We start from the raw sequence: 24,952 nt of genomic DNA on the forward strand, positions 1-24,952 counted from the left end.
GCGCGGGGGATGGTGTGCTTCGGACGAGGTTGCGGTAGGCGAATCGTCGCGGCGGGATCGACTTCTCCCCTCTCCGTGAGGAACGAACGGGGAGGGGGCCGGGGGAGGGGCACCCCGCGGGTGAGCGGGAAGGTGTGGCGCGACCCTCCGGGGCCCTCTCCCCCGACCGGCCTTTTGCTCGTTCCTCGCAACGGCGGTCGACCCCACCCCCAACTTCGGGGGCGGGGTGGTGCGGGGCGTGGGATGGTGTGCTTCGGATGAGGTTGCGGTAGGCGAATCGTCGCGGCGGGATCGACTTCTCCCCTCTCCGTGAGGAACGAACGGGGAGGGGCCGGGGGGAGGGGGACCCCGGCCGACGCAGTTCGATCCGTCCTCGATCACCTCAGTCGAACGGCACGCCCGTCTCCGCGGCGACGCGGCGCATGGCCTCGATCACGGGGCGGATCACGGGGACACCGTGCACGCGGCGCGTTTCCTCCGAGCGGCGGTTGGGGTCGCCGGGGATCAGCGGGCCGGTGGTGCCGGCGGCGGGGCGGGTGCCACGCATGGTGCGCACCCAGTCATCCACCTGACGGCGGAACTCCGTCGGATCGATGAAGGCGGAGATCTGCCACGCCCCGAACAGGTGCCCCACCCCCAGCCCCACCGTGCGCGCCGGTGGCGCAAGATGCGCGGGGAAGGGCGGCGCGAAGGGGCCCCAGCTGGCCCCGCTGAGCGCGCCGGAAAGCAGGTCCACCATCGCCGCCATGCAGTATCCCTTGTGCGCGCCCCGCTCCCGGTCCGAGCCAAGGGGCAGGAGCGCGCCGCCGTTCAGCATGTCGTTGGGATCGGTGGTCATGCGGCCGTCGCGGTCGATGGCGCATCCTTCGGGGATGGGCACACCGCGCCGGGCCGCGTCCTCCACCTTGCCGAACGCGTAGGCGCTGGTGGTGAGGTCGATGACCACGGCCGGCTCTTCCAGCGCCGGAAAGGCGATGGCCATGGGGTTGGTGCCCAGCATCTTTTCCGCGCCCCAGAGCGGCGCCACCTGCGGCGGCGAGTTGGTCATCGCCCAGACGATCAGCTCGCGCGGCAGCCCCTGCAGCGGGTAGTACTCCCCCGCGCCAAAGTGATTGCTGTTGCGCACCGCCACCCACCCGCTCCCCACCGTCTCGGCCTTGTCCATGGCCATCAGGTTGGCGCGTGGGCCCACCACCAGCCCCAGCCCGTTGTCGCCGTCTACCGTGGCGGTGGACGGTGATTCGCGGACCACGCGGATGTCGGGACGGGGGTTGATGCGCCCCTGCTTGAACATCTCCACGTACTGGGCAAGCCGGGCCACGCCGTGCGTGTCGATGCCGCGCAGGTCGGCGCTGGCCAGTACATCCGCCGCCAGCCCCGCGTCCTCTTCGGGCACGCCGCAGGCGACAAAGGCGCGCACGGAAAACTCCCGCAGCCGCTCGATGGGAAAGATCTCCGTTCCCGCGGGGGCGCCGTTCACAAGCTGGTCGGTCACTGTCTCTCCCTGGTGAGTCGCCATCGCCTGTCCGGGTTGGGCGACGATGTGGATGATTTAGTAACGCCGCGCGTCCGGTCGAACCGGCGCATCCCCGCGCCCAAGGGGCCGTGGAATGATTCGGATCTTGTCCGCTACTATCGTGGCCGCGGACGCACGGGTGCTCGGGACGCGGCACACCGCCGGGCCGCCGGGTCCGCGCAGGCGGACTGCATGTAGTTGTTGCAGGGAATCTATTCGCCCGCGCCGCCGCCGCCACCATCCACCCCAGCTTCTCGGCGACGCGCACCGATTCACGAGTGCGCCCACCATCCCGCACGGCCCCATCCGCAACCCGCCGCCGCCAGCCTTATCCCCAACCCCTCCCCCGAAGTTGGGGGAGGGGTCGACCGCCGTTGCGAGGAACGAGCAAAAGGCCGGTCGGGGGAGAGGGCCCGTCCGAACGCCTCGTCCCTTCACCCGTTCACCCCTTCACCCGCTCACCTTCTCCCCGTCCCAGCGCGAAGGGGAGCAGCCGCGCGATGTTCCTGGCGTCGTCGATGCCGCGATGGTGCGTGCCGGCGAGCGGAAGCCCCACATGCGCCAGCGCGCCCGACATCCCCAGCTTCTTGGAAATCCCCAGCTGCTGCGAGAACGCGCGCTTCAGGTTCAGGTGCCGGTGCGGCAGGGCGTAGGGAACGCCGTGAAAGCCGCAGTCCTGCCGGAACTGGTTCTGGTCGTAGTCACCCCACGAGCAGAACACGTGCGGCGCGGGATGCGTGGCGATCCACTGGCAGAGCCGGTCGAACACCTGGACGAAGCCCGACGCCGCGTCCACGTCATCCTGGGTGATGCTGGTGAGCCGGGTGCAGAACGGCGTGAGCCGCGCATGGCGCACGGGGCGGATGAACGACTGGAACTCGTCCACCGGCTGCAGCGTGCCCGCCGCGACCAGCACCGCGCCGATCTCGATGATCTCCATCTCGTGCCGCGGAACGCCGCCGCCGTCGTCGCACGTCGCCTCGACGTCGATCACGACGTACGAGGCTGCCGGGGTGTGGTCGCTGCTCACGAAAGGTCGATCAGGGGAAAGCCGGCGGGATGGCTGCCGCGCATCCGCGGAGGCAAGGGCGCGCCCTCAAGATACAGCGTCCATCGATCCGGCGCCGCTCGACGTCTCTCCTCTTCTCCATCAACCGGATCGCAGCGTGCGCAGCCGCCGCATGGCCGCGATGCCCAGCGCGGGTCCGGCGGCGAGCAGGCCAAAGGCGAGGGGCCAGCCGCCGATCTCCCGCAGCGGCGGCACGGCAGCGATGGAGAACGAGGTGAGCAGAAAGCCGATCGCCGTCTGCAGGGTGAGCGCGGTGCCCACGGCGTGCTCCGGGGCCAGCTCCGTCACCAGTGCGCTGAACTGCGCGCTGTCCGCCACCACGGCGAATCCCCACACCACCGCGACGGCGACCGCCAGCCACGCCGGCGCGCGCAGCATCCACCCGATCGCTACCGCGCACACGCCGCTGGCCGCCATCGCCCAGATGGTGACGCGCTCGCGCCCCAGCCGGTCCGCCCAGCGCCCGGCCAGCACGGAGCCCACGCCGCCCGCCGCGATCATCGCGAATCCAACTATTCCCGCGCGGGCCTCCGCCCCCGCCTCCGTGGCGCCGCGAACGGTGAAGAAGTCCACGAAGAACAGGCTGATGAACGTCCACGCCGCGTACAGCTCCCACATGTGCCCCAGGTAACCGCCGATGGCCAGCCGCACCGGCCGGTCGCGCGCCACCTGCCCGATGAGCCCCCACGCGAACGGCCGCCGCGCGAACGGAAACGGTCCTTCGCGGTAGCCGATGCCGATGAGCACCGCCGCCGCCACCGCGCCGATGGACGACGCCAGCACCACCTCGCGCCAGTCCAGCGAGGGAAAGGCGCGCAGCAGGTACGGCGTCGCCTTGCCCACCGTCAGCGCGCCCACCACGGTGCCGATGGCCAGGCCGCGCGCGGAGCGGAACCACGTGGCCGCCATCTTCATCGCCGGGGGATACACGCCGGCCAGCAGAACGCCGGTCATGAAGCGCAGCACCAGCGCGGCGCCGTAGCCGTCGGCGGTGATCAGCGCCGCGTTCACCGCCGCGGCCAGCACGGCGCTTACGGCAAAGTACCAGCGGCTGGGGAGCAGGTCGGCCAGGTTCAGCAGCGCCGCCGCCGCCGTCCCCGCGACGAAGCCCAGCTGCACCGCGCCCGTGAGCCACCCCGCCTGCGACGCCGTGAGCCCCCACAGCTCCTGCAGCCGCGGCGACGCCGCGCTGGCGCTGAACCACACGCCCATCCCCAGCAGCTCCGCCAGCGCGATCAGCGCCAGCGCGCGCCAGCGGCCAGGGTGCGCGTCGGGGGAAAGAGGAGGCGGAGCGGCCACGTTAGGCTCGGGAAAAAGGCGGACGCAGACGATGGAGGACGGGAGGGTACGCCGAAGCGCGGCCCGGATGCAATGGATGCGCGCCGAGAAAAACGAGCAGCGGGTTCTCCGCGGATGCAGAGAACCCGCTGTCGCGGGGCCGGCCGGGACCGGCGTCAGCCGCCGACAGGCAGAAGGCGCAGCCTGCGGCGGTGGACGTCGTACCGAAAGACGCCGTCGCGGTCCACACGGTCCTTGTCCTTCAGCTCCCGAAAGTAGAGCCGGTCGGAAGGCACTTCTTCCAGCGGAACCAGGTAGACGTCCAGCGGGTCCGCACCGCTGCCGCCGACCCCGATCAGCAGGTACACCGGGATGCCGTGCTCATCCGCGTAGCGCTGGTAGCGCCGAAGGTGCTTCTGCTCCCCCCAGCGAAGCTCGTCCGAGCCGTAGTACCGGCTGCGCCACTTGCACTCCACCGCGAACTGGGCCCGCTCTCGCCCGTCGCGGTACTCCACCAGCAGGTCCGGCGCCAGCGTCGACTCCGCGAACACGCCGGCCACGTACTTGTCGCCGCGCCACTCCTTCAGGTGGAACGGACTCCGGCCCAGCCGCACGGCTGCCCACTCCTCGAAGTTGCGGCCGTTCCGCTCCGACTCCGTTTCCTCGTCACCGCCAGCGATGGTGTGAGCCCCCTGGTCGGCCCAGGCCGTCAGCTGCGCGACCGGCGTCGGCGCATACACGGGTGTGGGTGCGGGCGCAGGGCGGGGCGCGGTGAGCGTGCGGTCGGCCCAGGCATCATCCACCGGGGGGATGGATGCAGGCGCGTTCCGTCCCCGCGTCATCAGGATCCAGGCGCCGCTGGCCGCCGCGAGCGCCGCCAGCAGCCACCACCCGCCGCCGCCGTCCGCATCGTCCTCCACCCGTACGTATTCGGGAAGGGCCCGGACGTAGCCGATGGTCCGGGATCCGCTGCGCACGGCGGCCCACCCGCGCGCGTCGGGCTTCGCGATGCGGAGGCGCGCGCCCTTGCCGGCGTGGGTGACCACCGGGTGCTCCCTGCCCGGCCCGGAGCGCACGTTCAACGGGCCCAGGACCTCCACGGTCTGTGTGGACCCGCCCCGCACCACGCGGGCGCCGGCGGCGGCGAGCAGGAGAAGGCACAGTGCCGTGATCGCCAGCCGCCGCGGCGAGCGGGTGACGGCGCGGATCAGGGAATCGAGCGAGGGCACGGCCTGCGGGATCAAGAGGGGCGTGGGAAGGAAACACAAGATTATTGTCGGGATCAACACGGTCAAGTACCGGCGCGGGCGGCTCACCTGCACCCGTGCCTGATGATTGTCGCGAAACCGGCAATCCCGGCCGCCGCGATGACGCAAAGCAGGCGCGGCTGGTGGGATCCGGTTCAAAGCCCTTGCTCGCGACGGCCCAGACGCCGCAGCTTGGGGCGGCGCCAGCCCGCTACGGGGGCGCGGCCTTCCCGAAGCATCGATGTCCAGCATCCACCCATCCCTCCCCCTCCTCCCCCGCTCCCGGCGGACTTCCGGCATCGCGCGGCTCCGTCGCGCGGCGGTGCTGGCCGCGCTGTGGCTGGGCGGGGCGAGCGCATCCGCGGCGGACGCGCAGGCGCCGGGGATGGCGTTCGCCAGCTGGGGGACGGAGCAGGGGCTGCCCTCCAACATCGCGCTCGACATCACCCAGACGCACGACGGCTACCTGTGGCTGGCGTCGTACGAGGGGATCGTGCGCTTTGACGGGGTGGCGTTCCGCGTCTTCAACGAAAGCGACATCCCCGGGCTGGGGCGCGCGAGCTTCTGGCGGGTGGTCGTCGACTCGGCCGGCACGCTCTGGGGGGCCAGCGAGCGCGACGGGCTGGTGCGCCACGCCGGCGGCCGCTGGACGGTCCTGGGTACCCGCGACGGGCTGAAGAGCGACCGGGTGACGGCGCTGCTCCCCGACGCGGGCGGCGCGCTGTGGGTGGGGACGCGCGACGGGGTAAGCCGCGTGAGCGGCGGCCGCATCCAGCCGCTCCCCGCGCCGCGCGGGCTGGACGAGCCGTCCGTGGCGGACCTGGCGCGCACCCCGGACGGCACGCTGTGGATCGGCACGACGGCGAACGGCGTGCTTCGCTACCGCGACGGCCGCTACCAGCCCGTGGGCGACCGGGCGGCCCAGGTTTCGTCGCTGTACGCGGACCGTGACGGCACGGTGTGGGTGGGCAGCTTCGCCACCGGCGTTACCCGCATCCGCGGCGACGACGTGCGCCGGGTGGCCGCCGAGGGTGCAGACGCGCCGCGGCGGGTGAACAGCATCCTGCGCGCCCGCGAAGGCACGCTCTGGCTGGCGGCAGAGAACGGCCTGTTCCGCATGGACGGCGACCGCGCGGTGCCCGTACCGCTTCCCGATGGCCGCGCCATCGCTCAGGGCGCCACGCTGCACCAGGACGCGGAGGGAAACCTGTGGGTGGGATCGCGCCAGGGCGGCCTGTTTCGCCTGCGGCCCACCGCGGTGGCGGCGATCACCCGCGCCGCCGGCCTGCCCAACGACCTGGTTTCGGCGATCGAGGGCGACGGGGCGGGGGGCGTGTGGATCGCCACGCACGGGGGCGTGGCGCACCGCACCGCGGGCGGCGTGCGCCTCTACACGCAGGCCGGCGGCGCGCTGGCGGACGACGTGGCGCGCGACGTGGTGCGCGGCCGCAACGGCGACGTGTGGCTGGCCACCAACGGCGGATTGACGCGCATCCGCGGCGGCCAGGCGGTCACCTTCGGCGCGCGGGACGGGCTGCCGGACGACCGCGTGCGCACCGTGTTCGAGGCGCGCGACGGCACGCTGTGGGTGGGCACCTACAACGGCCTGGCGCAGCTGCGTGACGGGCGATTCCAGACCTTCGGCGCCGCGCAGGGGCTGGCCGACGGCTACATCCTTTCCGTCTTCCAGGACCGGCGCGGCACCGTGTGGGTGGGAACGCAGAGCGAAGGGTTGTTCCGCATGGCGGGCGGCCGCTTCGTTCCCGGGCCGCGGGAGCTGGCGCGGATCCCCGTCTTTCGCATGCTGGAGGATGCGGACGGCACGCTGTGGGTAGGCTCGTCGCGCGGGCTGGCGCGCATTCGCGGGGACAGCGTGTTCCTGTTCACCACGCGCCACGGGCTTTCCGGCAACGCCATCTACCAGGCGCTGGACGATGGGCACGGCCGGTTGTGGCTGACGGGGTCGTGGGGGGTGGGCCACGTGCCGCGCGCGGAGCTGGAAGCGGTCGCGGCGGGGCGGGCGCGCGCGGTGGGGATGAAGCAGTTTGGCAGCCGCGACGGGATGGCGGGCGAGGCGTCGTCCATCTCGCGCGCGTGGCGGGGCCCGGACGGCAGGCTGTGGTTCGCCACGCCGGCCGGGGTGGCCATCATCGACCCGTCGCACATGCGCCGCAATGCACGCGCGCCCACGCCGCTCATCGAGCGCGTGGTGGTGGACGACGGCGTGCACGAGGGCGTGGCGATGATCCAGGCACCGCCGGGGACCCGCAGCCTGGAGTTCCACTTTACGGCCGCCAGCTTTGTGGCGCCGGAGCAGCTGCGCTTTCGCTACCGGCTGGAGGGGTACGACCGGGACTGGGTGGATGGACGGACGCGGCGGGTGGCGTATTACACCAACCTGCCGCCGGGGCGCTACGTGTTTCACGTGCAGGCGCGCAACGAGGACGGCGTCCCCAGCACGGCGGATGCGCGCGTGGCCCTGCGGCTGCGCCCGCACTTCTGGCAGACGTGGTGGTTCGTGCTGCTGATGGCGGCCGCCGCGCTGGCGCTCATCTATGCCGTGTACCGGGTGCGTGTGCGGATGGTGCAGCGCACGCTGCGGGAGGAGATGCTGCGCGACCTGTCGCTGCAGGACGACCTGACCGGCCTGTACAACCGGCGCGGGCTGCTCGCCCTGGCGGAGCAGCGGATGCGCGAGGCGGAGCACCACCGCCGCGGCTTCGACGTGGTGTTCGCGGACCTGGACGGGCTCAAGCGTATCAACGACACCCTGGGCCACCCGCACGGCGACCACGCCATCCGCGATGCCGCGGGGCTGATCCGCGCCAGCTTTCGCGATCCGGACGTGGTGGCGCGGCTGGGCGGCGACGAGTTCGCCGTGCTGGTGCGGAGCGATCCGTCCATCGAGGGCGGCGGCGTGGAGGCGTCCGTCGCGCGTCTGGCCACAGCCGTCGCGCACCACAACGCCACCTCCGGCCGCCCGTTCGAGCTGTCGCTTAGCCTGGGGATGAGCCGGTTCGATCCCGCGGCGCCGCGTGGCATGGAGGCGCTGCTGGATGACGCCGACAAGCAGATGTACGTGCAGAAGCGCGCCAAGCGCATCGCCCGCGCTTGACGAGGACCGGTATCCGGCGGAATCCTGAGCGGAATCCACACTCCCCAACCGAATGGGGTACAGAGGAACAGGGAGGAGAAGCGAGGAACAGAGGACTGCGTTTTCCTCTGTTCCTCCGGCTTTTCCCTGTTCCTCCGTACTCTTCCTCTGTTTTCGGGATCACGAGGAGGCGGCCTGTCTTTACCGAACTGCGTGCATCTTCTAGATTTGCGCCTCCCTACGATCCCGTTTTCACCCGCTGCGGTGCCATGAGCCAGACCTGTCCGTCCTGCGAGGCCCCGGCTTCCGGACGTTTTTGCCCCCAGTGCGGGGTTGCCATCGACGCGCAGTGCCGCGAGTGCCAGAACCCGCTCCCGGCCGGCGCCCGCTTCTGCAACCAGTGCGGCCTGGCCGTGAGCGCGCAGCCGGCGGCGCCCGCGCGCGCCAAGCAGCCCGCGCTGCCCTGGGCCATCGCGGCGGTGACCGTGGCGCTGCTGGCCGCCACCACCATTCTGCCGCGCCTTACCGGCGACGAGGCCACGCCCGTGCCGCTGGCCCAGCAGCAGGGCGCCGCGCCGGGCGGCGCGGGTGATCCGTCACAGGTGGACCTCGCGAGCATGACGCCGCGCCAGGCCGCGGACCGGCTCTTCAACCGGGTGATGCAGGGGCTCTCCGCCGGAAACAACGCCGAGGTGCAGCAGTTTGCGCCCATGGCCATCCAGGCGTACGGCATGGTGCCGGAGCGCGACTCCGACCTGCACTACCACCTGGGCGAGCTGTACCGCGTGACGGGCGACGCCGTCTCCGCGCGCGCCCAGGCCGACACCATCCTGGCCGCCGATCCGCAGCACCTGTTCGGCCTGTACGGCGCGGCGCGGGCGGAGGAGCTGCGCGGCAACGCGGGCGCGGCCCAGGGGTTGTACCAGCGCTTCCTGGATGCCTATCCCACCCAGGTTGCCCGCAACCTTCCCGAGTACCAGGAGCACTCGCAGGGCCTGCCCAGCATGCGCGCCGCCGCCCAGCAGGCCGTCGGCGGCTGATCTCGCCGAAGATACGAAAAAGCGGAGGACGTGGAGGATCATCCCCACGTCCTCCGCTTTTTCTGCAGGCGGCACGGAAAAGAGCAACTCCTTCCCGCGGATCAGTCATCCTGAGGGAGCGCCGCGCGAAACCGTCCCCTGCACCGCCGTTTGCGCGCGACCGAAGGACCTTCTCTCCGCCATCGTGGGGCACGCCCTTGCGCGGAGATCCAGCCCCCCGGCTCTGCTGGCAAGGTCCGTCGGTCGGCGCCAAAGTACATCCTGTCAACAAGATGCGGCGCGGCGCCTCCCTCAGGATGACTGGGCTCGGACGCTGGGGCTCCGGCGTGGAGATGCGGAGGCGCCGTTCCCTCTCCGCGCCTCCGCGCCCTCCGCGCCTCCGCGTGAGATGGTTTTTCTCCGAACGAGGCGATCACCCGATCAGCCGCACGGCCAGTCCGGCGGCTACGGCGGCGGCCAGGGTGGGGAGCATCCCCCACTTCAGGCGGAACAGGGCGAACGCGGCGCCCAGGGCGATGAGCAGCGAGGCCACGTCCAGCGTCCGCCAGTCGGGGACCAGCAGGTGGAACGGGCCGGCATCCACCTTGTTCACGCGGGCGAAGAGCACGTGCAGGGCAAACCACACGGCCAGGTTCAGGATCACCCCCACCACCGCCGCCGTGATCCCCGCCAGCGCCGCCGAAAGCCCGCGGTTGCCGCGCAGCCGCTCCACGTACGGCGCGCCCGCGAAGATGAACATGAACGACGGCGCGAACGTCACCCACGCCGTCAGCGTCGCGCCCAGCAGGCCGGCCACCAGTGGCGGCAGCGGCCCCGGATCGCGCCACGCGCCCAGGAACGCGACAAACTGCACCACCAGGATCAGCGGCCCGGGCGTGGTCTCCGCCAGCCCCAGGCCGTCCAGCATCTCGCCGGGCCCCAGCCAGCCGTAGTTTTCCACCGCGTGCTGCGCCACGTACGCCAGCAGCGCGTACGCCCCGCCAAACGTCACCGTAGCCGCGTGTCCAAAGAACAATCCCTCCGTAACCCACACGCTCCGCGTGCCGAACAGCATCGCCAGCAGCGCCACGGGCGCCCACCAGAGCACGAAGCAGACGGCCACCACGCGCGCCGTGCGCCGCCAGCTTACCCGCTCGCCCGGGGCTGAAACGGTCGTCTGCGTTGCGGGGTCGGCGTTGCGGGCCATCAGCCACCCCGCCAGCCCGGCGCCCAGCACCACGATGGGGAAGGGGATGTTGAGCAGCGACAACGAGATGAACGCCGCCGCCGCGATGGCGTACGCGCCCCGCCCCTTGAGCGCGCGCTTGCCGATGCGGAGGAGCGCCTCGACCACCACGGCGATGATCGCCGCCTTCAATCCGAAAAAGAGCGCCGCGACGAACGTCGTTTCCTGGTACGCGGCGTAGAGCGCGCTCAGTACGGAGAGGATGAAGAAGCCGGGGAGGATGAACAGGATGCCGGCCGCCAATCCGCCGCGCACACCGTGCATCATCCATCCCACGTAGGTGGCCAGCTGCTGCGCCTCGGGCCCCGGCAGCAGCATGCAGAAGTTCAGCGCGTGCAGAAACCGCGGCTCATCCACCCACTCCTTTTCCTCCACCACAATGCGGTGCAGCACGGCGATCTGCCCCGCCGGCCCGCCGAATCCCAGCGCGCCCACCCGCGCCCACGTGGGGATGGCCTCGCGCAGAGTGAGGGGCGGTGGGCCGGCCGGCGGCGGATCGACGGGGAGCGGGGCGGGGGAGGAGGGATGCATGCGGCGGAGGATAGCCGCCGTTTCCGTCGCCCACAACCAGCGGCTGAAACTCTTCCGCGGGTGGCCGCGTAGGGTGCAACGTCGGAGATGTTCACCCAACTTGAAAAGGATATGGCGATGTCTGCCTCTAGCTATAAGAAGGTCGTCCGCAAGGTGATGTCGGCGCTCATGCTGGCCCCCGCGGAGGTTCCCGGTCTGGCCGGGTGGCGCAACGTGTCCCGCTGACCCCACCAGCCCCACACGCGACGAGGCGCGAGGCCATCTGGCCCCGCGCCTCGCGCTTTTGTATCGACAGACCGTTCCCGCCGATGGAAGGTCTCGCACCGGGATGAGCGGGTAAACCCGCTGCTGGGACAGCGACAAGCCCCGCACGCCGCTTCGCGGCCGTGCGGGGCTTCACCTGCTTCAGGGGCGGGGCCCGGACTTCGTGGCCCGTCAGGACGTCGGCGGCGGGGGTGTCGCGTCATCCGCCGCGAAGGCGGCGGTGAAGACGTCGCGGGCGGACTGCAGGATGCGGTCGCTGAGCTCCGGATCGTCGACGGCGCGGGAGAGCATCACGGAGCCGGCGAGGCCCGACATCAGCGCCAGCGCGCGGTCCGTGCGGTCGGTGTCGCCCTCCGGAAGGGCGCGGGCCAGCGTGGCGATGGCCTCGTTGAAGCTCTCCGTAAAGGCGGCGCGCACTTCCGGGCCGTCGTGGCGGCCCAGCTCCGCCGCCAGGGCGGGGAGCACGCAGCCGCCGCCGGGGTCGTCGCGGTGGGTGCGGCTGGCGTAGGCGCGGATGAACGCCGCCAGCCGCTCCTCCCGCGGCGCCTGCCGCGCCGTCGCGATCAACTTTGCCGACGACTCACGCAGCGCGATGCGGCACGCCTCGGCGACCAGGTGGTCCTTGCTGCGGAAGTGCGCGTAGAAGCCGCCGTGCGTAAGGCCCGCGCGCCCCATCAGGTCCGGAACGCTCACCCCCGCCACACCCTCTTCGCGAAACGCGCGCGCCGCCGCGCTCACGATCTGCTCGCGCGTCCGTTCCTTGTGCCCCGCCGGATACCGCACCATCAGCCCTGCTCCTTGCCCGGCTTGCCCGGGCGAAAAACCATGCACGTTGTGGTGGCGTGCGCGTACAGCCGGCCCTCGCCGTCCGTAAGCCGCGCCTCGGCGGTGGCCACGCGGCCGCCCACGTGCAGGGTGCGCCCCTCGCAGAACACGCGCCCGGTGTCGCGGGTGAGCGGGCGAACCATGTTGATCTTGAACTCCAGCGTGGTGTACCCCGCGCCCGCCGGCAGCGTGGAATGCACCGCGCACGCCATCGCCGAATCCGCCATCGTCGCGGCCAGCCCCGCGTGCACCACGCCGATCGGGTTGTAGTGGTACTCGTCGGGATCCGCGTAGAACACCACGCGCCCCTCCTCCACCTCCGACAATCCGATCCCCAGCGTCGCCATGATGGGCGGAGGCGGCAGCTCGCCGCGCTCCATTGCGCGCAGGTAGTCCAGCCCGGCCATCCGGGCGCCGGCCTGCGCGCCCGGAAGGGGATCCTGCCACGTGATGGTCCGCGTGCGGACCGCCGCCTCGCCGCTCACCGTCATCCCCAATCCTTCCGTTAGATGCGTTCGATGACGGTCGCTACGCCCTGCCCGCCCGCGATGCAGAGCGTGATGAGCGCGGTGGCCAGGCCGCGGCGCTCCAGCTCGTCCAGCGCGGTGCCCAGCAGCATGGCGCCGGTCGCGCCCAGCGGGTGGCCCAGGGCGATGGCGCCGCCGTTCACGTTCACCCGCTCCGGGTCGATCTCCAGGCGGCGGATGGTCTGCAGCGGCACGGCGGCGAAGGCCTCGTTGATCTCCCACAGGTCGATGTCGCCGGGCTGCATCCCCGCCTTGCGCAGCGCCTTGCGTGCCGTCTCCGCGGGCGCGGTGAGCATGATCACCGGGTCCTCGGCAAACGTGGCCATGGAGCGGATGCGCGCGCGGGGCCGCAGCCCGTGCTCCCGCACGTACGCGTCCGACGCAAGAAGCACGGCGGCCGCGCCGTCCACGATGCCGCTGGAGTTGCCGGCGGTGTGCAGGTGGCGTATGCCGCCCTCGCGCGGAAAGCGGACGAGCGCGATCTCGTCCAGCGTCTCGCCGTCGGGGCCCGCGGGCGTCGCCCCGGCGGCCTCGAACGCGCCGGGAAGGCCCGCCAGCGCCTCCATCGTGGTTTCCGGGCGCAGGAACTCGTCCTCCTGCAGCGCGACGGCGCCGGTGTCCGGATCGCGGACGGGGAAGAGGGAGCGGGTGAAGCGGCCTTCGCGCTGGGCCTGGGCGGCGCGCTGCTGCGAGCGCAGGGCAAAGGCGTCCAGCTGCTCGCGGGTAAAGCCTTCCATGGTGGCGATCAGGTCGGCGCTGATCCCCTGCGGCACCTGCGGGTGCTTGCGGCGCAGGTGCGGGTTCTTGCCGTCGCCCTCGCCGCCGTCGCTGTTCATGGGCACGCGCGACATGCTTTCCACGCCGCCGCCCACCACCACCTCCTGCGCGCCGCTCATCACCCCCATGGCGGCAAAGTTCACGGCCTGCAGCCCCGACCCGCAGTAGCGGTTCAGCGACACGCCGCCCACGTGCAGCGGCCAGTCCGCGGCCAGCACGGCGTTGCGGGCCAGGTTGGAGCCCTGCTCACCCACCTGCGAAACGATGCCGACGACCACGTCGTCCACGTCGGCGGGGTCCAGCTCGGTGCGCCGCGCCAGCTCCTGGAGTGTCTGCGCCAGCAGCTCCTGCGGATGGATCTCCGTCAGCGAGCCCTTCCCCTTTTTGCCCCGCCCGCGCGGCGTGCGCACCGCGTCGATGATGTATGCGTCGGCCATTGTCTCGTCTCCCGGTTTGGCATCCCTCGTTGGATGACGAGTATAATATTACATCCATCATATATCGGCGCAAGGCAGACTTCGACTGCATTTTCACGCGGAGACGCGGAGACGCGGAGGAATGGAGCGAGGCGCGGAGAAGGTCTGCTCCTCCGCGCCTTCGTGTGCTCCGCGCCTTCGCGTGGAAACGCAGTGGCTAGTCGTCGAAGTCGCGGCGATTGCGGTCGCGGCTGTTGCGTTTGGTGGTGATGATGTAGTCGATCGACTTCCACACCACCACGCCGCAGGCCACGGCCGAAACGATCGCCAGCAGCGCCTCAAGCCCGCGCGACTGCAGGATGAGTCCCGTCATTCGTCAGATCCTCCTGGTTGTGAACGTCGCGCGGCTGGCTCGCGACTACGGGGTCGTCGTCGGCTGAGCCGTGGCGCCGCTGCTCGTGGCGCCCGCGGTGCCGCTGCCGCTCATGGCACCGCCGCCGCCCATCGGCGTGCTGTCGGCCACCGTGCCGCCCTGGCCGGCGACGGGGATGCCGGCCGTGTCGGGGCTGTCGGTAAAGATCTCCGTGTCGGCCGTGCCCGAGGCATCCACGCCCGGAACGTCCTTGGGATCGCCCGCGTTGTTTTCATCCCCGCCGCAGGCGGCAAGGCCGGCCAGCAGCAGCAGGGTGGGAAGTGCCGCGATCTTGATCCGCATGGGGTACATCTCCTCGTGCAGGTGATTGATACGTCGCGGGCCGCCCCGCGTGCAATGCCCCTGCCACACGTTGAACGGCGATGGCGATTAGATCGGTGGTAGCAGGATGGAACAGTCGGGCGGGGTAGGCGCTACTATGCGCGCCCTTGCAGGTCTGTCATCCCCAAGCCTGGTGGCGCGCCCATGATCATCCGTCTGTTCCTTTTCTTCGGCATCACCGTTCTGGCCGCCGCGCCGTCCGCGGCCCAGCCGTCCGCGTCCCTGGCGTGGCGCACGGACGTGCCGTGCACCGCGGGCCGCAATCCGGTGCTCAGGATCGCCGCCGCGTCCACCGAGGCGTCCGTTCCCGGCTGCGCCCGCGCCCGCTGCATCGCGCTTCCCGACGGGCGGCGTGTCTGCTCCTGCACCGGCGACACCACCCAGGTCATCCGGGTTGAGTCGGGTGGCCGGACGCAGCATGAATGGCTCGCGGATTACAGCCTGGGGGGCTCGGAAGAGTCGCTGCGGGCGCTGACGGGCGATCTGGACCAGGACGGCCGGCCGGAGCTGATCGTCTCCGAGTGGATGGACATGAGCAACGGCCTGGGGATCCGCTACTTTCGCCTTTCCATCTTCAGCGGCGCCGACCCCGCGCGCCCGCCGCTGCAGGTGAACGTGGAGGACTTCGAGCCGGACGGCTCCTTTGCGCGCCCCGCCGGCGGAGGGCCGTGCTGGCTGCTGGCCACGCGCTGGACGGAGCTGCGCGACGCGCGGCGCGGTGAGGGGATGTACTTCACCGGCCAGTGGATGGGGTACCGCGATGGTCGCCTGGAGCAGGACCTTCAGCGCCGCGTCGTCGTCCGCCGGCTGCTGAACAGCTTTCGCCGCGACGTTCCCGGCGCGCCGCTGGCGAACTTTCGCGACCGCCGCGCGGAGGCGTGGAACGGCCCGGTCACCGTGCTTCCACCGCTGGCGGGCACCCGCACCGGCAGCATCCTGCGGATCAGCGCCGACACCGTGACCGTGGCCCTCACGCCAAACGAAAGCGCGGTGTTCACGTACGTGGGCGCCCGGGGCTACGGCGATGACGACGGGAACATCGTCAGCACGCTGCTGGTGGACGGGCCCACCGGACGCCCCTGGCCGCGCGGCTACAACCCCGCGCCCGACTGGCTGCGGCGCGCGCCCGTGACCATCCGCACCTACCGCGAGGAGGGGCGGATCGTGCACCTGCTGGTCGTGGGCCCCGAACCCTCCGCCAACGGATCGAGATGAACGCCATCCCCACGCAGCAGAGCACCCTCCGCTGAACCCCGGCGTTCGCCCGCTCCCTCATCGGTGCGGAAGCGGATGACGCCGTCCGCGAGTGGGAGTTGAGCTGGACGCTTCCGGCGGAATCCTCCGCCGCGACGTAACGGTCAAAGTTGCAGGGTACGGAGGAGCAGAGAAAAGCCGGAGATACAGAGACCTTGTCGGCCTCTGTTTCTCCGGCTGTTCTCTGTTCCTCTGTACCTCCCATCCGTTGCCGTTGCCGGATCAGCCTGCCGGCCGTAGCAGCCGCGGCGGAGCAGGAGCGCGCGTGGGCGAAAATCGCCCGAGTGTCGCGAAATTGTCTAACCTCCGTCACACGAAAAACATAGGCCACACTTGCCACGCAGGCTGGTACACTTCGTGCCCAGCTCCCGGCCCGCCGAGGCGGTCCCGCGCTCGGCGCGAACGCGAATGTAGAGGTGCATTGATGTTGTACACTGGCAGCGACCAGGCCCAGCGCATCGGCGATCCCGCTGGCGGTGCGCGTGACGAGCGTCGTACCTTCTCCCGCCGGATCGACTGCGATCCGTCGCCGCGCACGCGGGTGGGGGATGCTCCGGCGCGCGGCGGCTCCATCCGGGAAAGCGGCGCCTGGGAGCGCATGCGCGGCGGCTACTACGGCCGCTGATCCACCTCACCCGGCGAACTTCTCGCGACCTCCACCTGACATATGTCCACGGTCCCTGGCGACCCTCTGGCGAACGGCGTGCGGTTTGACCCCGATGAGCTGCGGGTGTCGCGGCTGCGCGCCGTGCGCGGCCCCAATTTCTGGCGTCTGGCCCCCGTAATCGCCTGCGACCTGACGCTGGGGTCGCTGGAAGACGTGCCCAGCACCAGCATCCCCGGCTTCAACGAGCGGCTGATGTCCATGCTCCCCACCCTGCGCGAGCACCCGTGCTCCCGCGGCACCGAGGGCGGGTTCCTGGAACGGCTGGAAGAGGGGACGCACCTGCCGCACATCCTGGAGCACGTTTCGCTGGAGTTGCAGACGCTGGCGGGCACCGACGTCTCGTTCGGCCGGGTCGTCGAGTCCGGCGACCCGGGCGTGTGGTGGCTGATCGTGGCGTACGAGGAGGAGGAGGTGGGCCTTCAGGCCGTGCGCCAGGCCGTGCGCCTGGTGCGCGCCTGCATGAGCGGCGAGCCGTACGACGTGCAGCACGCGGTCGAGGACCTGCACGACCTGCTGGAGTCCGTGCGCCTGGGCCCGTCCACGGCCGCCATCGTGGAAGAGGCGCAGCGCCGCGGCATTCCCGTGCGCCGGCTGAACAACTACTCGCTGGTGCAGCTGGGGCTGGGCAAGAACCTGCGCCGCGTGCAGGCCGCCATGAGCGACTACACCAGCGCCATCGGGGTTGAGATCGCGCAGGACAAGGACGACACCCGCCGCGTGCTGGGCGCCATCGGCCTTCCCGTGCCCGAGGGGGTTACGGCGTCGTCGGCGGACGCCGCGGTGGAGGCGGCGGCCGAGATCGGCTGGCCGGTGCTCATCAAGCCGCTGGACGCCAGCCACGGCCGCGGCATCAGCGGCGCCCTGCGCGACGACGACGCGGTGCGCGGCGCCTACGGCGTGGCCAGCGCGTACGGGCGGCGGGTGATCGTGGAGCAGTTCGTCACCGGCCGCGACTACCGCGTTCTCGTTGTCGACGGCCAGGTGGCCGCGGTGGCGGAGCGCGTTCCCGCGCACGTGGTGGGCGACGGGCAGCACACCGTCCGCCAGCTGATCGACCACGCCAACCAGGACCCGCGGCGCGGCAAGGGCCACTCGCGCACCCTTACGCGCCTTCCCGACGACGAGGCGACGGCGGCCTTTCTGGCGCTGCGCGGGCTGACCTGCGACAGCGTTCCCGCGGCGGGCGAGCAGGTCTTTCTGCGCGCGACGGCGAACCTCTCGACGGGCGGCACCTCCATCGACCGCACCGACGAGATCCACCCCGACAACGTGACCGCGTGCGAGATGGCCGCGGGCGTAGTCGGCCTCGACATCGCCGGCATCGACGTCCTTTCGCCCGACATCACCGTGCCGTTCCGCGAGAACGGGGCGGTGATCATCGAGGTGAACGCGGCGCCCGGGCTGCGGATGCACACGCATCCCACCGAGGGCACGCCGCGCTACGTGGGCGCGCCCATCATCGACATGCTGTACCCGCCGGGGCAGCCGTACACCATTCCCGTCATCGCCATCACCGGCACCAACGGCAAAACGACGACGACGCGGCTTACGGCGCACCTCTTTCGCCAGACGGGAAAGACGGTCGGGTTCACGACGACGGACGGCGTGTACCTGCAGAACCGGCTGGTGATGGAGGGCGACATGACGGGGCCGTTCTCCGCCAACATCATCCTGTCCAATCCCACCGTGGACGTGGCGGTGCTGGAGACGGCGCGCGGCGGCGTGATCCGGGCCGGCCTGGGCTTTGACGAGTGCGACGTGGGCGTGGTGCTCAACGTGTCCGCCGACCACCTGGGGCTGCGGGGGATCAACACGCTGGAGCAGCTGGCGGAGGTGAAGTCGGTGGTCCCCGCCGTGGTCAAGCGCGAAGGGCACGCGGTGCTGAACGCGGACGACCCGCTGGTCTACCCCATGCGCGACCGCAGCGGCGGCGACATCGTGCTGTTCTCGACCATGCAGGACGGCGAGAACCCGCTGTTCGACGAGCACATCGGGCGGGGCGGCATCGGCGTGCGCATCGAGGAGGGCGAGTTCGTCATCCGCCGCGGCCGCCTGCGCATTCCCATCGCCGCCGAGCGCGAGGTTCCGCTGATGATGGGCGGCGCCGCGCGCTTTCAGCGGCAGAACGTGCTGGCCGCCATCGCCACGGCGTACGTGCAGGGCGTGCGGTACGACACCATCCGCGCCGGGCTGCTCTCCTTCTTCCCCTCGCCGTCCATGACGCCGGGGCGGCTGAACCTGATGCGGGTGGGCAAGGCGCGCGTCCTGATTGACTACGCGCACAACCCGGCGGCGGTGGCGGGGCTGGTGGAGATGGTGACGGAGATCCCCGCGCGGCGCCGCGTGGGCGTGATCACCGTCCCCGGCGACCGGCGCGACGAGGACATCCGCGCCCTGGGCCGGCTGTGCGCCGTGCTGGACCACGTCATCGTCAAGGAAGACAGCGACACCCGCGGCCGCGCCTCCGGCCAGATCGCCGGGCTGGTGATCGAGGGGCTGCGCGAAGGCGGAATGCACGTGGACGCCATCGAGACGGTGCTGGACGAGATGGAGGCCGTGGACCGCGCCATCCGCGACGTGCAGGAGGGCGACCTGGTGATGGTGCTGGCCGACAAGGTGCCGCCGGTGCTGGCGTACGTGCAGCGGTATGCCGAGGGAAGCGCGGCGATGTAGGGGTGTGGGGGTGTGGGGGTGTGGGGGTGTGGGGGTGAACGGGTGAACGGGTGAACGGGTCGGCCCGGCGGACATTCCGCCGGGCCGTTGCCGTCAGGTCGCGCGGGAACCTTCGCGTCGGGCGGCCGGTAGACGGCGCGGGTTTCCGTCTCCCTTGCGGACTGGCGGGTGAAAATGGGCACACGAGCTGGGTGGTCGCTTCCACGGATGCTGGTTGTCGTGGGGGCGATGCTTGTTTCCGCGCCGGCGGCGGCGCAGCCGCGGGACCTTGGCCTGCGCGCCGACACGCTGGGGATTCCCGCCGACACGGTGCGGCTACCGGTGGAGCGGGTGAACGTCGCGTGCAATCCCATCGGCGTGCGGGTGGTGCGCGACACGGCGGATCTTCGCGCCGTCGAGCGCTTTCCGGGGTGCGAGGCAGCGGAGTTCCCCGCGCTGGGGCGCGACCTGTACGTCCACCTGGTGATGGCGGGCAACTGCGGCGGGCGCGACCGCGTGGACGCGTACCGCTCCACCGCCCGCCGCGAATACCGCCTGGTGCTGGTCGCGTACCATCACGGCTGCCGCGGGCTGCGCGTGGAGGAGTACTGGGTGCGCCTGCCCCCTCTCCCCGAGGGATGGACGGTGGGTTTCACCGTCATCACGCGCAGGCGTCCGGAGGAACCCTCGCGGACGGTCGCCCGTCCCGCGGACTCGCCCTCTCCATCCATCCCCGGCTGACAGGACCATGGACACGCACACCGGAAGGGGCTGGCCATGGGCGTGCCTGGCCATACTCGCGGCACTGCTGGCGGCCGTTCCCGCCGCCGCGCAGCCGGGGGACTACGGGCGGAGGGCGGACTCGCTGGAGATCGCGACGGACGCGGAGCCGCTGCCGGCCGATTCTGCGGATACGGCATGCGATCCGTTCGGCATGCGGGTGGTGCGCGACAGCGCCGACGCGCGGGCGCTGGAGGGCTTTCGCGGCTGCGGGCCGGGCGCGTTCCCGTCCCTGGGGCGCCGCCTGTACGTGCACGTGCGGCTGGGCGGCGACTGCCACGCCTCGCACGACGTGCACGCCTACCGGTCGGCGGCGCGCCGCGAGTACCGCATCGCCGTCACCACCTGGTACGGCGGCTGCCGCGCCGCGCACTACGGATCGCGCTGGATCACGCTGCCGCCCCTGCCGGACGGATGGACGGTGGCGTTCACGGAAGTCAAGGGCGATCGGCGGTGGCAGGGGTGGAGCCTGGATACGCTCGGCGCCGCGGCGGACGCGGAGCCGCTGGCGATCCACCCGGAACTGGCGGTGGAATGCGATCCCGCGGGTGTCCGCGTGCTGCGCGACCGCGCGGACGCGCGCGAAATCCGCGGCCTGCCGGGGTGCCAGCCGTCCGCGTTCCCCGCGCTGGGCCGGGCGCTGTACGTGCGCGTGGTACCCGGCTTTTGCGGCGGCCGGCACTCGGTGCAGGCGTACCGCTCCGAAGCCCGCCGCGAGTTTCGCGTGGTGACGGTGGCGCGGTCCCGCGGCTGCGGCGGAAGGGGAGACGGCCCGCGCTGGTACCGGCTTCCGCCGCTGCCTGCCGGGTGGACCGTCGCGTTCACCGACACCGCGGCGTGATTCCAGGTCCACAGAAGAACGGCTGTCACGCGGAGACCCGGAGGGCGCGGAGGGCGCGGAGAACCCCTCTCTCCGCCCCTCCGTGTACCGTCGAATCCGGAAAGTAAGTGTCGGTAAAGCCCTTCGGATCGGTGTCATTCTGAGGAAGGCGCGTGCCCAGTGCTGTCGGTTTGCGCGATTGCCCGTGCGCCGACCGAAGAATCTGCCGGCTGGGCCCACGATCGCTTCGGCTACGTCCGGCTTCGGCACGAAGGGCCCCGCCCGTTTCCGACGGAGATTCTTCAGTCGGCGCCATGACGGTGGAGCGTGAAGACGGGTGTGCGCGGCGCTTCCCTTCAGAGGCTGTTGCCAAACCTCATCTGCTCCTAGAGGTGCGCTGTCATCCATAGCCTGAGAGGGTGTTGAGAAACCTCGACCCATGCCAGTCATCCTGAGGGAGGCGCCGCTCCAGAACCTGTTCGTACACAATACTCTGGCGCCGACCGAAGGACCTTGCTGGCAGAAACGTGAGGCTGGCTTCATGCCCCGCGTCTGGCCTCCGGGTGGGGTATAGACGGTCCTTCGGTCGCGCGCCAGCTTCTGTGTCCCTGAGGGTTCCGCGTGGCGCTCCCTCAGGATGACTGTGCGCTCGTACGAAGACTGAGGTTCCTCATACACCCTCTGAGGGAGCGTGCGCCCGTAACTGCATAGCCACGGAAGCTTGCGCGCGACCGAAGGATCTTTGTCGGGGCGGCCGGGGCCCGGCCTCACGAGCCGTTCAAGGTCCTCAGTCAGCCAGATAAGGTCCTTCGGTTGGAACCAAGTAGTTGTGTATCAACAGGTTGCGGAGTGGTGCCTCCCTCAGGATGACTGGGAGGCTGGACGCGTTTCAATAACCTCTCAAAATACAGTGATCTTCCCTACGCAGATTTTTGCGGTTCGTCCTCCGCCGGAACTCGTGCCCGGTTGCGCCGGTAGACGGCGCGGGTTCTTTCCTCTCTTCTGCCGGTGGCGGACGATGAACGAGCGAGGCGGATGCTGGTTGGCGATGCTGGCCGCGGGCGTGGCGGCGGTGCTGTGCGCGGCCCCGGCGGGCGCGCAGCCGGACTGGTACCGGCGGTGGCAGCCGGATTCGCTGGAGCTGGCGCCGGACGCGGTTCCGATCCCGCTGGCGGATGTGGGGACGGACTGCGATCCGCCCGGTAACCAGGTGCTGCGCGACAGCGCCGACGCCGCGGAGATCCGGCGCTTCAGCGGGTGCGATCCGCTCCCGTTCCCCGGCCTGGGGCGCGACCTTTACGTTCGCGTGGTGATGATGGGCGACTGCCACGCCCGGCACTCGGTAGATGCCTTTCGCTCCAATTCACGCCGCGAGTACCGCATCCTGATCGTCGATCGATACGGCGGCTGCCGCGCGGGAAGGTCGGAGGAGCGATGGATCCGGCTTCCCCCGCTGCCCGTGGGCTGGACCGTCGCGTTTACGGAGCGCAGGATCGACGACCTCAACCGGGCCCCGTGGCGCACCGATACGCTGGACGCCGCGGCGGACGCGGTGCCGATTGCGGCGGCGTGGGAGCTCATCGACTGCGATCCCGGCCCGGTGCGCGTGGTGCGCGATCGCGTGGACGCGGAGGCCATCCAGGCTCCGTCGGGTTGCGACCCATCGGACTTCCCCGCGCTGGGCCGGGACCTGTACGTGCGCGTGGTGCCGGGCCCGGTGTGCGACGCCCTGTACGACGTTCACGCCCATCGCTCCGAGCTTCGCCGCGAGTACCGCGTGGTGCGCATCCACCGCTCGCGCGCCTGCAGGGGCTCGGGGGGCGGGCCACGCTGGTACCGGCTGCCGCCCCTTCCCGAAGGGTGGACGGTGGTGTTCACGGACGGATAAGCGGATTCGCGGCGCCGGGTTTGCGGAGGGCGCGTCAGGTGACGTTTCCGTGCGCCCAGGTCCGGACCCCAGCTTCATGCCGCCGTTCGATCCCTACACCGAGATTCGCCTGGTGGGCCTGCGCACGCTGCGCGGGGCCAACTTCTGGAGCAGCCGCCCCGTCACGCGGCTGGACGTGGCCGTGGGCGAGTACGACGAGATCCACTCGGCCGACGTCCCAGGCTTTACCGAGGCACTGATCCGCGCCATGCCGGGGCTGTGGGAGCACCGCTGCAGCATCGGCGAGCGGGGCGGCTTTGTCACGCGCCTGCGCCGGGGGACGTACGCGCCCCACATCGCCGAGCACGTGGGGCTGGAGCTGCAGACCATGGTGGGGCACGACGTGGGATTTGGACGCGCCCGCGGCGGTGACCGGCCGGGGGAGTACACCGTCGTGTTCGAGCACCTGCACGCCGAGGTCGGCCTGCGCTCCGCCGCGCTGGCGCTGGACGTGGTGCAGAAGGCGTTCGCGGGCGAGCTGGACGACGTGGAGTTCGCGCTCAACGAGCTGCGCGCGCTGCTCGACACGCCCGACGTGCCGCCGCTTACGCAGCGCGTGCTGTGCGGCATCACGGGCGGCGGCGAGCGCACGGCGGTGCGCGAGGAGATGGTGCGGCGCGGCATCAGCGACCACGAGCTGATCGTGGACGTGGCGCCGTCGTACATCCTGAACGCGGGGCTGCCGTACGCGCGTTCGGAGATCGCCGTCATCCTGGACAGCGACGTGCAGGACGTTCCCGACCGCTACCGCGACGAGGAGCGCAACCTGCAGCTGGTTTCCGTGCTGGCCGACGCGGTGGCGAGCGGGGGAATCGTGGTGCTGCCGGGACGGGAATGGGAGGTGCAGGACATGGCGCGCCGCGCCGGCTGCCGAGTGGCCGTGTTCTCGGAACTGGACGCCGTCCCCGCGCGCGACGCGCGGGTGGCGCACTCCGTGGCGATGGTGCGGGACGGACGGATCGTGATCGAGACCGGCGGCGAGCTGAGCGACGCCGGTGCGCTGGTGGATGGAGCCGACCGCGCCGCGCAGGTGGCGGCGGCGCTGGCGGTGCACTCGCTGCGCGAGCTTGGCGCGGCTGAAACGGGAGACGAATGGATTCCAGATCCGGCAACGGAGCCGGCGCCCGCGGCGCCGTGAAGCGCGAGCCGGTGCGCAGGCGCTCGGACCGCGGCCCCGGCACCCTGGTGCTCATCGGCGGCGCGTGCGACCCCATGGGCGACGCGCTGGGGGCGTTTCTGCGCCACTGCAACGCGCTGGACGGCGGCAAGATCGTGGGGCTCACCACCGCCTCGCAGGACCCCGCCGGCAGCGCGCGCGAGTGGATGAAGTCGTTTGAGCAGGCGGGGGCCACGCACGTGGAGATCCCCATCATCGACCGCCGTGACCAGGCGCAGGACCGCCGCATCGTGCGGATGATCGAGGAGGCGGACGGCATCTTCTTTGGCGGCGGCGACCAGGTGCACCTGGTGGCGACGGTGGGCGGGTCGCGCGTGGACCGCGCGGTGCGCGAGGCGTACGCCAACGGCGCCACCATCTGCGGCACCAGCGCGGGCGCGGCGGCACTCACCGAGACCATCCTGGCCGGCGGCGAGCCCGACGAGTATGGGCAGATGCAGGCCCTTCACCTGGGGCCCGGCTTTGGCCTGCTGGGTTTCCGCGCGATGATCGACACGCACTTCACGCAGCGGCGGCGGCTGCAGCGCCTGTTCATGGTCATCGCCCAGAACCCCGAAACGCTGGGGCTGGGGATCGACGAAGACACGGCGCTGGTGGTGCGGGGGCACCTGGGCGAGGTGGTGGGAAAGGGGTCGGTGACGTTCGTCGACGGCCGCGGCGTGCGCTTCGACAACGCCGACGAATGCCTGGACGGCAAGCCGCTCACGCTCAGCTACCTGCGCGTGGGCATCGTGGGCGCCGGGTACACGCTCAACCTGCGCGAGCGCGAGCTGGAGGTGCTGATCCAGGCGCGCCGCGAGGAAGCGGCCGGCGAGGCGGGGCTGGAGGTGCTGCGCAGCGAGGGGATGGAGGAGCCGGCGGCGAGTGCGTGAGTGAGGGTGTGAGGGTGTGAGGGTGTGAGGGTGTGCAAGAGTGCGTGAGTAGGCCGCGCGGCAGGCATCTTTCTCGGGCGGCTAAAGCCGCAGGCTGAAAATGCGACAAGCCCCACCGTGGCGAGCTAAGGCTCGCCACGGTGGGGCTTCAACTTCATGACGCATCGCGCACGGTTGCCTGGTGTGCGGCCGCGCAGGTGCGTGGGACGCCGCATGCAGCCGGGCCGCCGAGTCCGCGCA

At 71.2% G+C, this 24,952-nt stretch carries 20 protein-coding genes; 10 read left to right on the top strand and 10 right to left on the bottom strand.

All coding sequences use genetic code 11. The features are described from left to right. Positions 1-382 precede the first annotated feature (382 nt). The 4 genes from ACOJUJ_RS24980 to ACOJUJ_RS24995 form a co-directional block, all read right to left on the bottom strand. A complete protein-coding gene (locus tag ACOJUJ_RS24980) occupies positions 383-1,495 on the bottom strand; it encodes an Ldh family oxidoreductase (protein ID WP_420129648.1) in 1,113 nt (370 codons plus the stop codon). 463 nt (positions 1,496-1,958) lie between these two features. Next, entirely contained in the window at positions 1,959-2,546 is a 588-nt protein-coding gene (locus tag ACOJUJ_RS24985; RefSeq protein WP_420129649.1) for an exonuclease domain-containing protein, read from the bottom strand. A 120-nt stretch (positions 2,547-2,666) separates the two neighbouring features. Beyond that, on the bottom strand, positions 2,667-3,884 hold the full coding sequence (locus tag ACOJUJ_RS24990; protein WP_420129650.1) for an MFS transporter: 1,218 nt from the start codon (positions 3,882-3,884) through the stop codon (positions 2,667-2,669). A 155-nt stretch (positions 3,885-4,039) separates the two neighbouring features. Then, positions 4,040-5,107 carry an SH3 domain-containing protein gene (locus ACOJUJ_RS24995; RefSeq protein ID WP_420129651.1) on the bottom strand — a complete coding sequence of 356 codons (1,068 nt, stop codon included), beginning with the start codon at positions 5,105-5,107 and terminating at the stop codon, positions 4,040-4,042. A 244-nt stretch (positions 5,108-5,351) separates the two neighbouring features. Between ACOJUJ_RS24995 and ACOJUJ_RS25000 the strand changes: the two genes are divergently transcribed. Both ACOJUJ_RS25000 and ACOJUJ_RS25005 read left to right on the top strand, forming a co-directional pair. Then, entirely contained in the window at positions 5,352-8,225 is a 2,874-nt protein-coding gene (locus tag ACOJUJ_RS25000) for a two-component regulator propeller domain-containing protein (RefSeq protein ID WP_420129652.1), read from the top strand. A gap of 248 nt (positions 8,226-8,473) precedes the next feature. Beyond that, positions 8,474-9,244 carry a double zinc ribbon domain-containing protein gene (locus tag ACOJUJ_RS25005; RefSeq protein ID WP_420129653.1) on the top strand — a complete coding sequence of 257 codons (771 nt, stop codon included), beginning with the start codon at positions 8,474-8,476 and terminating at the stop codon, positions 9,242-9,244. A 412-nt stretch (positions 9,245-9,656) separates the two neighbouring features. On the opposite strand, the gene chrA is transcribed toward ACOJUJ_RS25005, so the two are convergent. The 6 genes from chrA to ACOJUJ_RS25035 form a co-directional block, all read right to left on the bottom strand. Further along, positions 9,657-11,000: a chromate efflux transporter gene (gene chrA / locus ACOJUJ_RS25010; protein WP_420129654.1), complete on the bottom strand. Its 1,344-nt coding sequence runs from the start codon at positions 10,998-11,000 to the stop codon at positions 9,657-9,659. Positions 11,001-11,435: 435 nt separating this feature from the next. After that, entirely contained in the window at positions 11,436-12,050 is a 615-nt protein-coding gene (locus ACOJUJ_RS25015) for a TetR/AcrR family transcriptional regulator (protein ID WP_420129655.1), read from the bottom strand. Beyond that, on the bottom strand, positions 12,050-12,580 hold the full coding sequence (locus ACOJUJ_RS25020; protein WP_420129656.1) for a PaaI family thioesterase: 531 nt from the start codon (positions 12,578-12,580) through the stop codon (positions 12,050-12,052). Before ACOJUJ_RS25020 ends, ACOJUJ_RS25015 begins: the two co-directional genes overlap by 1 nt. A 14-nt stretch (positions 12,581-12,594) precedes the next feature. After that, on the bottom strand, positions 12,595-13,830 hold the full coding sequence (locus ACOJUJ_RS25025) for an acetyl-CoA C-acetyltransferase (protein ID WP_420129657.1): 1,236 nt from the start codon (positions 13,828-13,830) through the stop codon (positions 12,595-12,597). Between the two features lie 196 nt (positions 13,831-14,026). Next, complete coding sequence (locus ACOJUJ_RS25030; protein ID WP_420129658.1) at positions 14,027-14,182, bottom strand: hypothetical protein; 156 nt, start codon at positions 14,180-14,182, stop codon at positions 14,027-14,029. Between the two features lie 45 nt (positions 14,183-14,227). Further along, complete coding sequence (locus ACOJUJ_RS25035; RefSeq protein WP_420129659.1) at positions 14,228-14,524, bottom strand: hypothetical protein; 297 nt, start codon at positions 14,522-14,524, stop codon at positions 14,228-14,230. Positions 14,525-14,707: 183 nt separating this feature from the next. Here ACOJUJ_RS25035 and ACOJUJ_RS25040 point away from each other — a divergent pair, with 183 nt between their 5' ends. The 8 genes from ACOJUJ_RS25040 to ACOJUJ_RS25075 all read left to right on the top strand — a co-directional run bounded on the left by ACOJUJ_RS25040 (position 14,708) and on the right by ACOJUJ_RS25075 (position 24,712). Next, positions 14,708-15,778, top strand: coding sequence for a hypothetical protein (locus tag ACOJUJ_RS25040; protein ID WP_420129660.1), 1,071 nt, complete (start codon positions 14,708-14,710; stop codon positions 15,776-15,778). Positions 15,779-16,241: 463 nt separating this feature from the next. Then, positions 16,242-16,442 (top strand): hypothetical protein, encoded by a 201-nt coding sequence (locus tag ACOJUJ_RS25045; RefSeq protein WP_420129661.1) that lies wholly within the window; start codon positions 16,242-16,244, stop codon positions 16,440-16,442. A 42-nt stretch (positions 16,443-16,484) separates the two neighbouring features. Further along, positions 16,485-19,157, top strand: coding sequence for a cyanophycin synthetase (cphA, locus tag ACOJUJ_RS25050; RefSeq protein ID WP_420129662.1), 2,673 nt, complete (start codon positions 16,485-16,487; stop codon positions 19,155-19,157). 219 nt (positions 19,158-19,376) lie between these two features. Then, positions 19,377-19,877, top strand: coding sequence for a hypothetical protein (locus tag ACOJUJ_RS25055; protein WP_420129663.1), 501 nt, complete (start codon positions 19,377-19,379; stop codon positions 19,875-19,877). A gap of 7 nt (positions 19,878-19,884) precedes the next feature. Continuing rightward, positions 19,885-20,757: a hypothetical protein gene (locus ACOJUJ_RS25060; protein ID WP_420129664.1), complete on the top strand. Its 873-nt coding sequence runs from the start codon at positions 19,885-19,887 to the stop codon at positions 20,755-20,757. 1,021 nt (positions 20,758-21,778) lie between these two features. After that, positions 21,779-22,624, top strand: a complete 846-nt coding sequence (locus ACOJUJ_RS25065) for a hypothetical protein (protein ID WP_420129665.1) — start codon at positions 21,779-21,781, stop codon at positions 22,622-22,624. A gap of 49 nt (positions 22,625-22,673) precedes the next feature. Beyond that, positions 22,674-23,801, top strand: a complete 1,128-nt coding sequence (locus ACOJUJ_RS25070) for a cyanophycin synthetase family protein (protein WP_420129666.1) — start codon at positions 22,674-22,676, stop codon at positions 23,799-23,801. After that, positions 23,756-24,712, top strand: coding sequence for a cyanophycinase (locus tag ACOJUJ_RS25075; protein WP_420129667.1), 957 nt, complete (start codon positions 23,756-23,758; stop codon positions 24,710-24,712). The genes ACOJUJ_RS25070 and ACOJUJ_RS25075 overlap by 46 nt, the downstream gene beginning before the upstream one ends. The last annotated feature ends 240 nt before the right edge of the window (positions 24,713-24,952 follow it).

The sequence above is a fragment of the Longimicrobium sp. genome (assembly GCF_048594345.1).
Classification (GTDB): domain Bacteria; phylum Gemmatimonadota; class Gemmatimonadetes; order Longimicrobiales; family Longimicrobiaceae; genus Longimicrobium.

Excerpts from the sequence above, each read along its gene's own strand:
- ACOJUJ_RS25000 (WP_420129652.1), top strand. The coding sequence starts at position 5,352 with ATGTCCAGCATCCACCCATCCCTCCCCCTCCTCCCCCGCTCCCGGCGG.
- ACOJUJ_RS25005 (WP_420129653.1), top strand. The coding sequence starts at position 8,474 with ATGAGCCAGACCTGTCCGTCCTGCGAGGCCCCGGCTTCCGGACGTTTT.
- chrA (WP_420129654.1), bottom strand. The coding sequence starts at position 11,000 with ATGCATCCCTCCTCCCCCGCCCCGCTCCCCGTCGATCCGCCGCCGGCC.
- ACOJUJ_RS25015 (WP_420129655.1), bottom strand. The coding sequence starts at position 12,050 with ATGGTGCGGTATCCGGCGGGGCACAAGGAACGGACGCGCGAGCAGATC.
- ACOJUJ_RS25020 (WP_420129656.1), bottom strand. The coding sequence starts at position 12,580 with ATGACGGTGAGCGGCGAGGCGGCGGTCCGCACGCGGACCATCACGTGG.
- ACOJUJ_RS25025 (WP_420129657.1), bottom strand. The coding sequence starts at position 13,830 with ATGGCCGACGCATACATCATCGACGCGGTGCGCACGCCGCGCGGGCGG.
- ACOJUJ_RS25030 (WP_420129658.1), bottom strand. The coding sequence starts at position 14,182 with ATGACGGGACTCATCCTGCAGTCGCGCGGGCTTGAGGCGCTGCTGGCG.
- ACOJUJ_RS25035 (WP_420129659.1), bottom strand. The coding sequence starts at position 14,524 with ATGCGGATCAAGATCGCGGCACTTCCCACCCTGCTGCTGCTGGCCGGC.
- ACOJUJ_RS25040 (WP_420129660.1), top strand. The coding sequence starts at position 14,708 with ATGATCATCCGTCTGTTCCTTTTCTTCGGCATCACCGTTCTGGCCGCC.
- ACOJUJ_RS25045 (WP_420129661.1), top strand. The coding sequence starts at position 16,242 with ATGTTGTACACTGGCAGCGACCAGGCCCAGCGCATCGGCGATCCCGCT.
- cphA (WP_420129662.1), top strand. The coding sequence starts at position 16,485 with ATGTCCACGGTCCCTGGCGACCCTCTGGCGAACGGCGTGCGGTTTGAC.
- ACOJUJ_RS25060 (WP_420129664.1), top strand. The coding sequence starts at position 19,885 with ATGGACACGCACACCGGAAGGGGCTGGCCATGGGCGTGCCTGGCCATA.
- ACOJUJ_RS25075 (WP_420129667.1), top strand. The coding sequence starts at position 23,756 with ATGGATTCCAGATCCGGCAACGGAGCCGGCGCCCGCGGCGCCGTGAAG.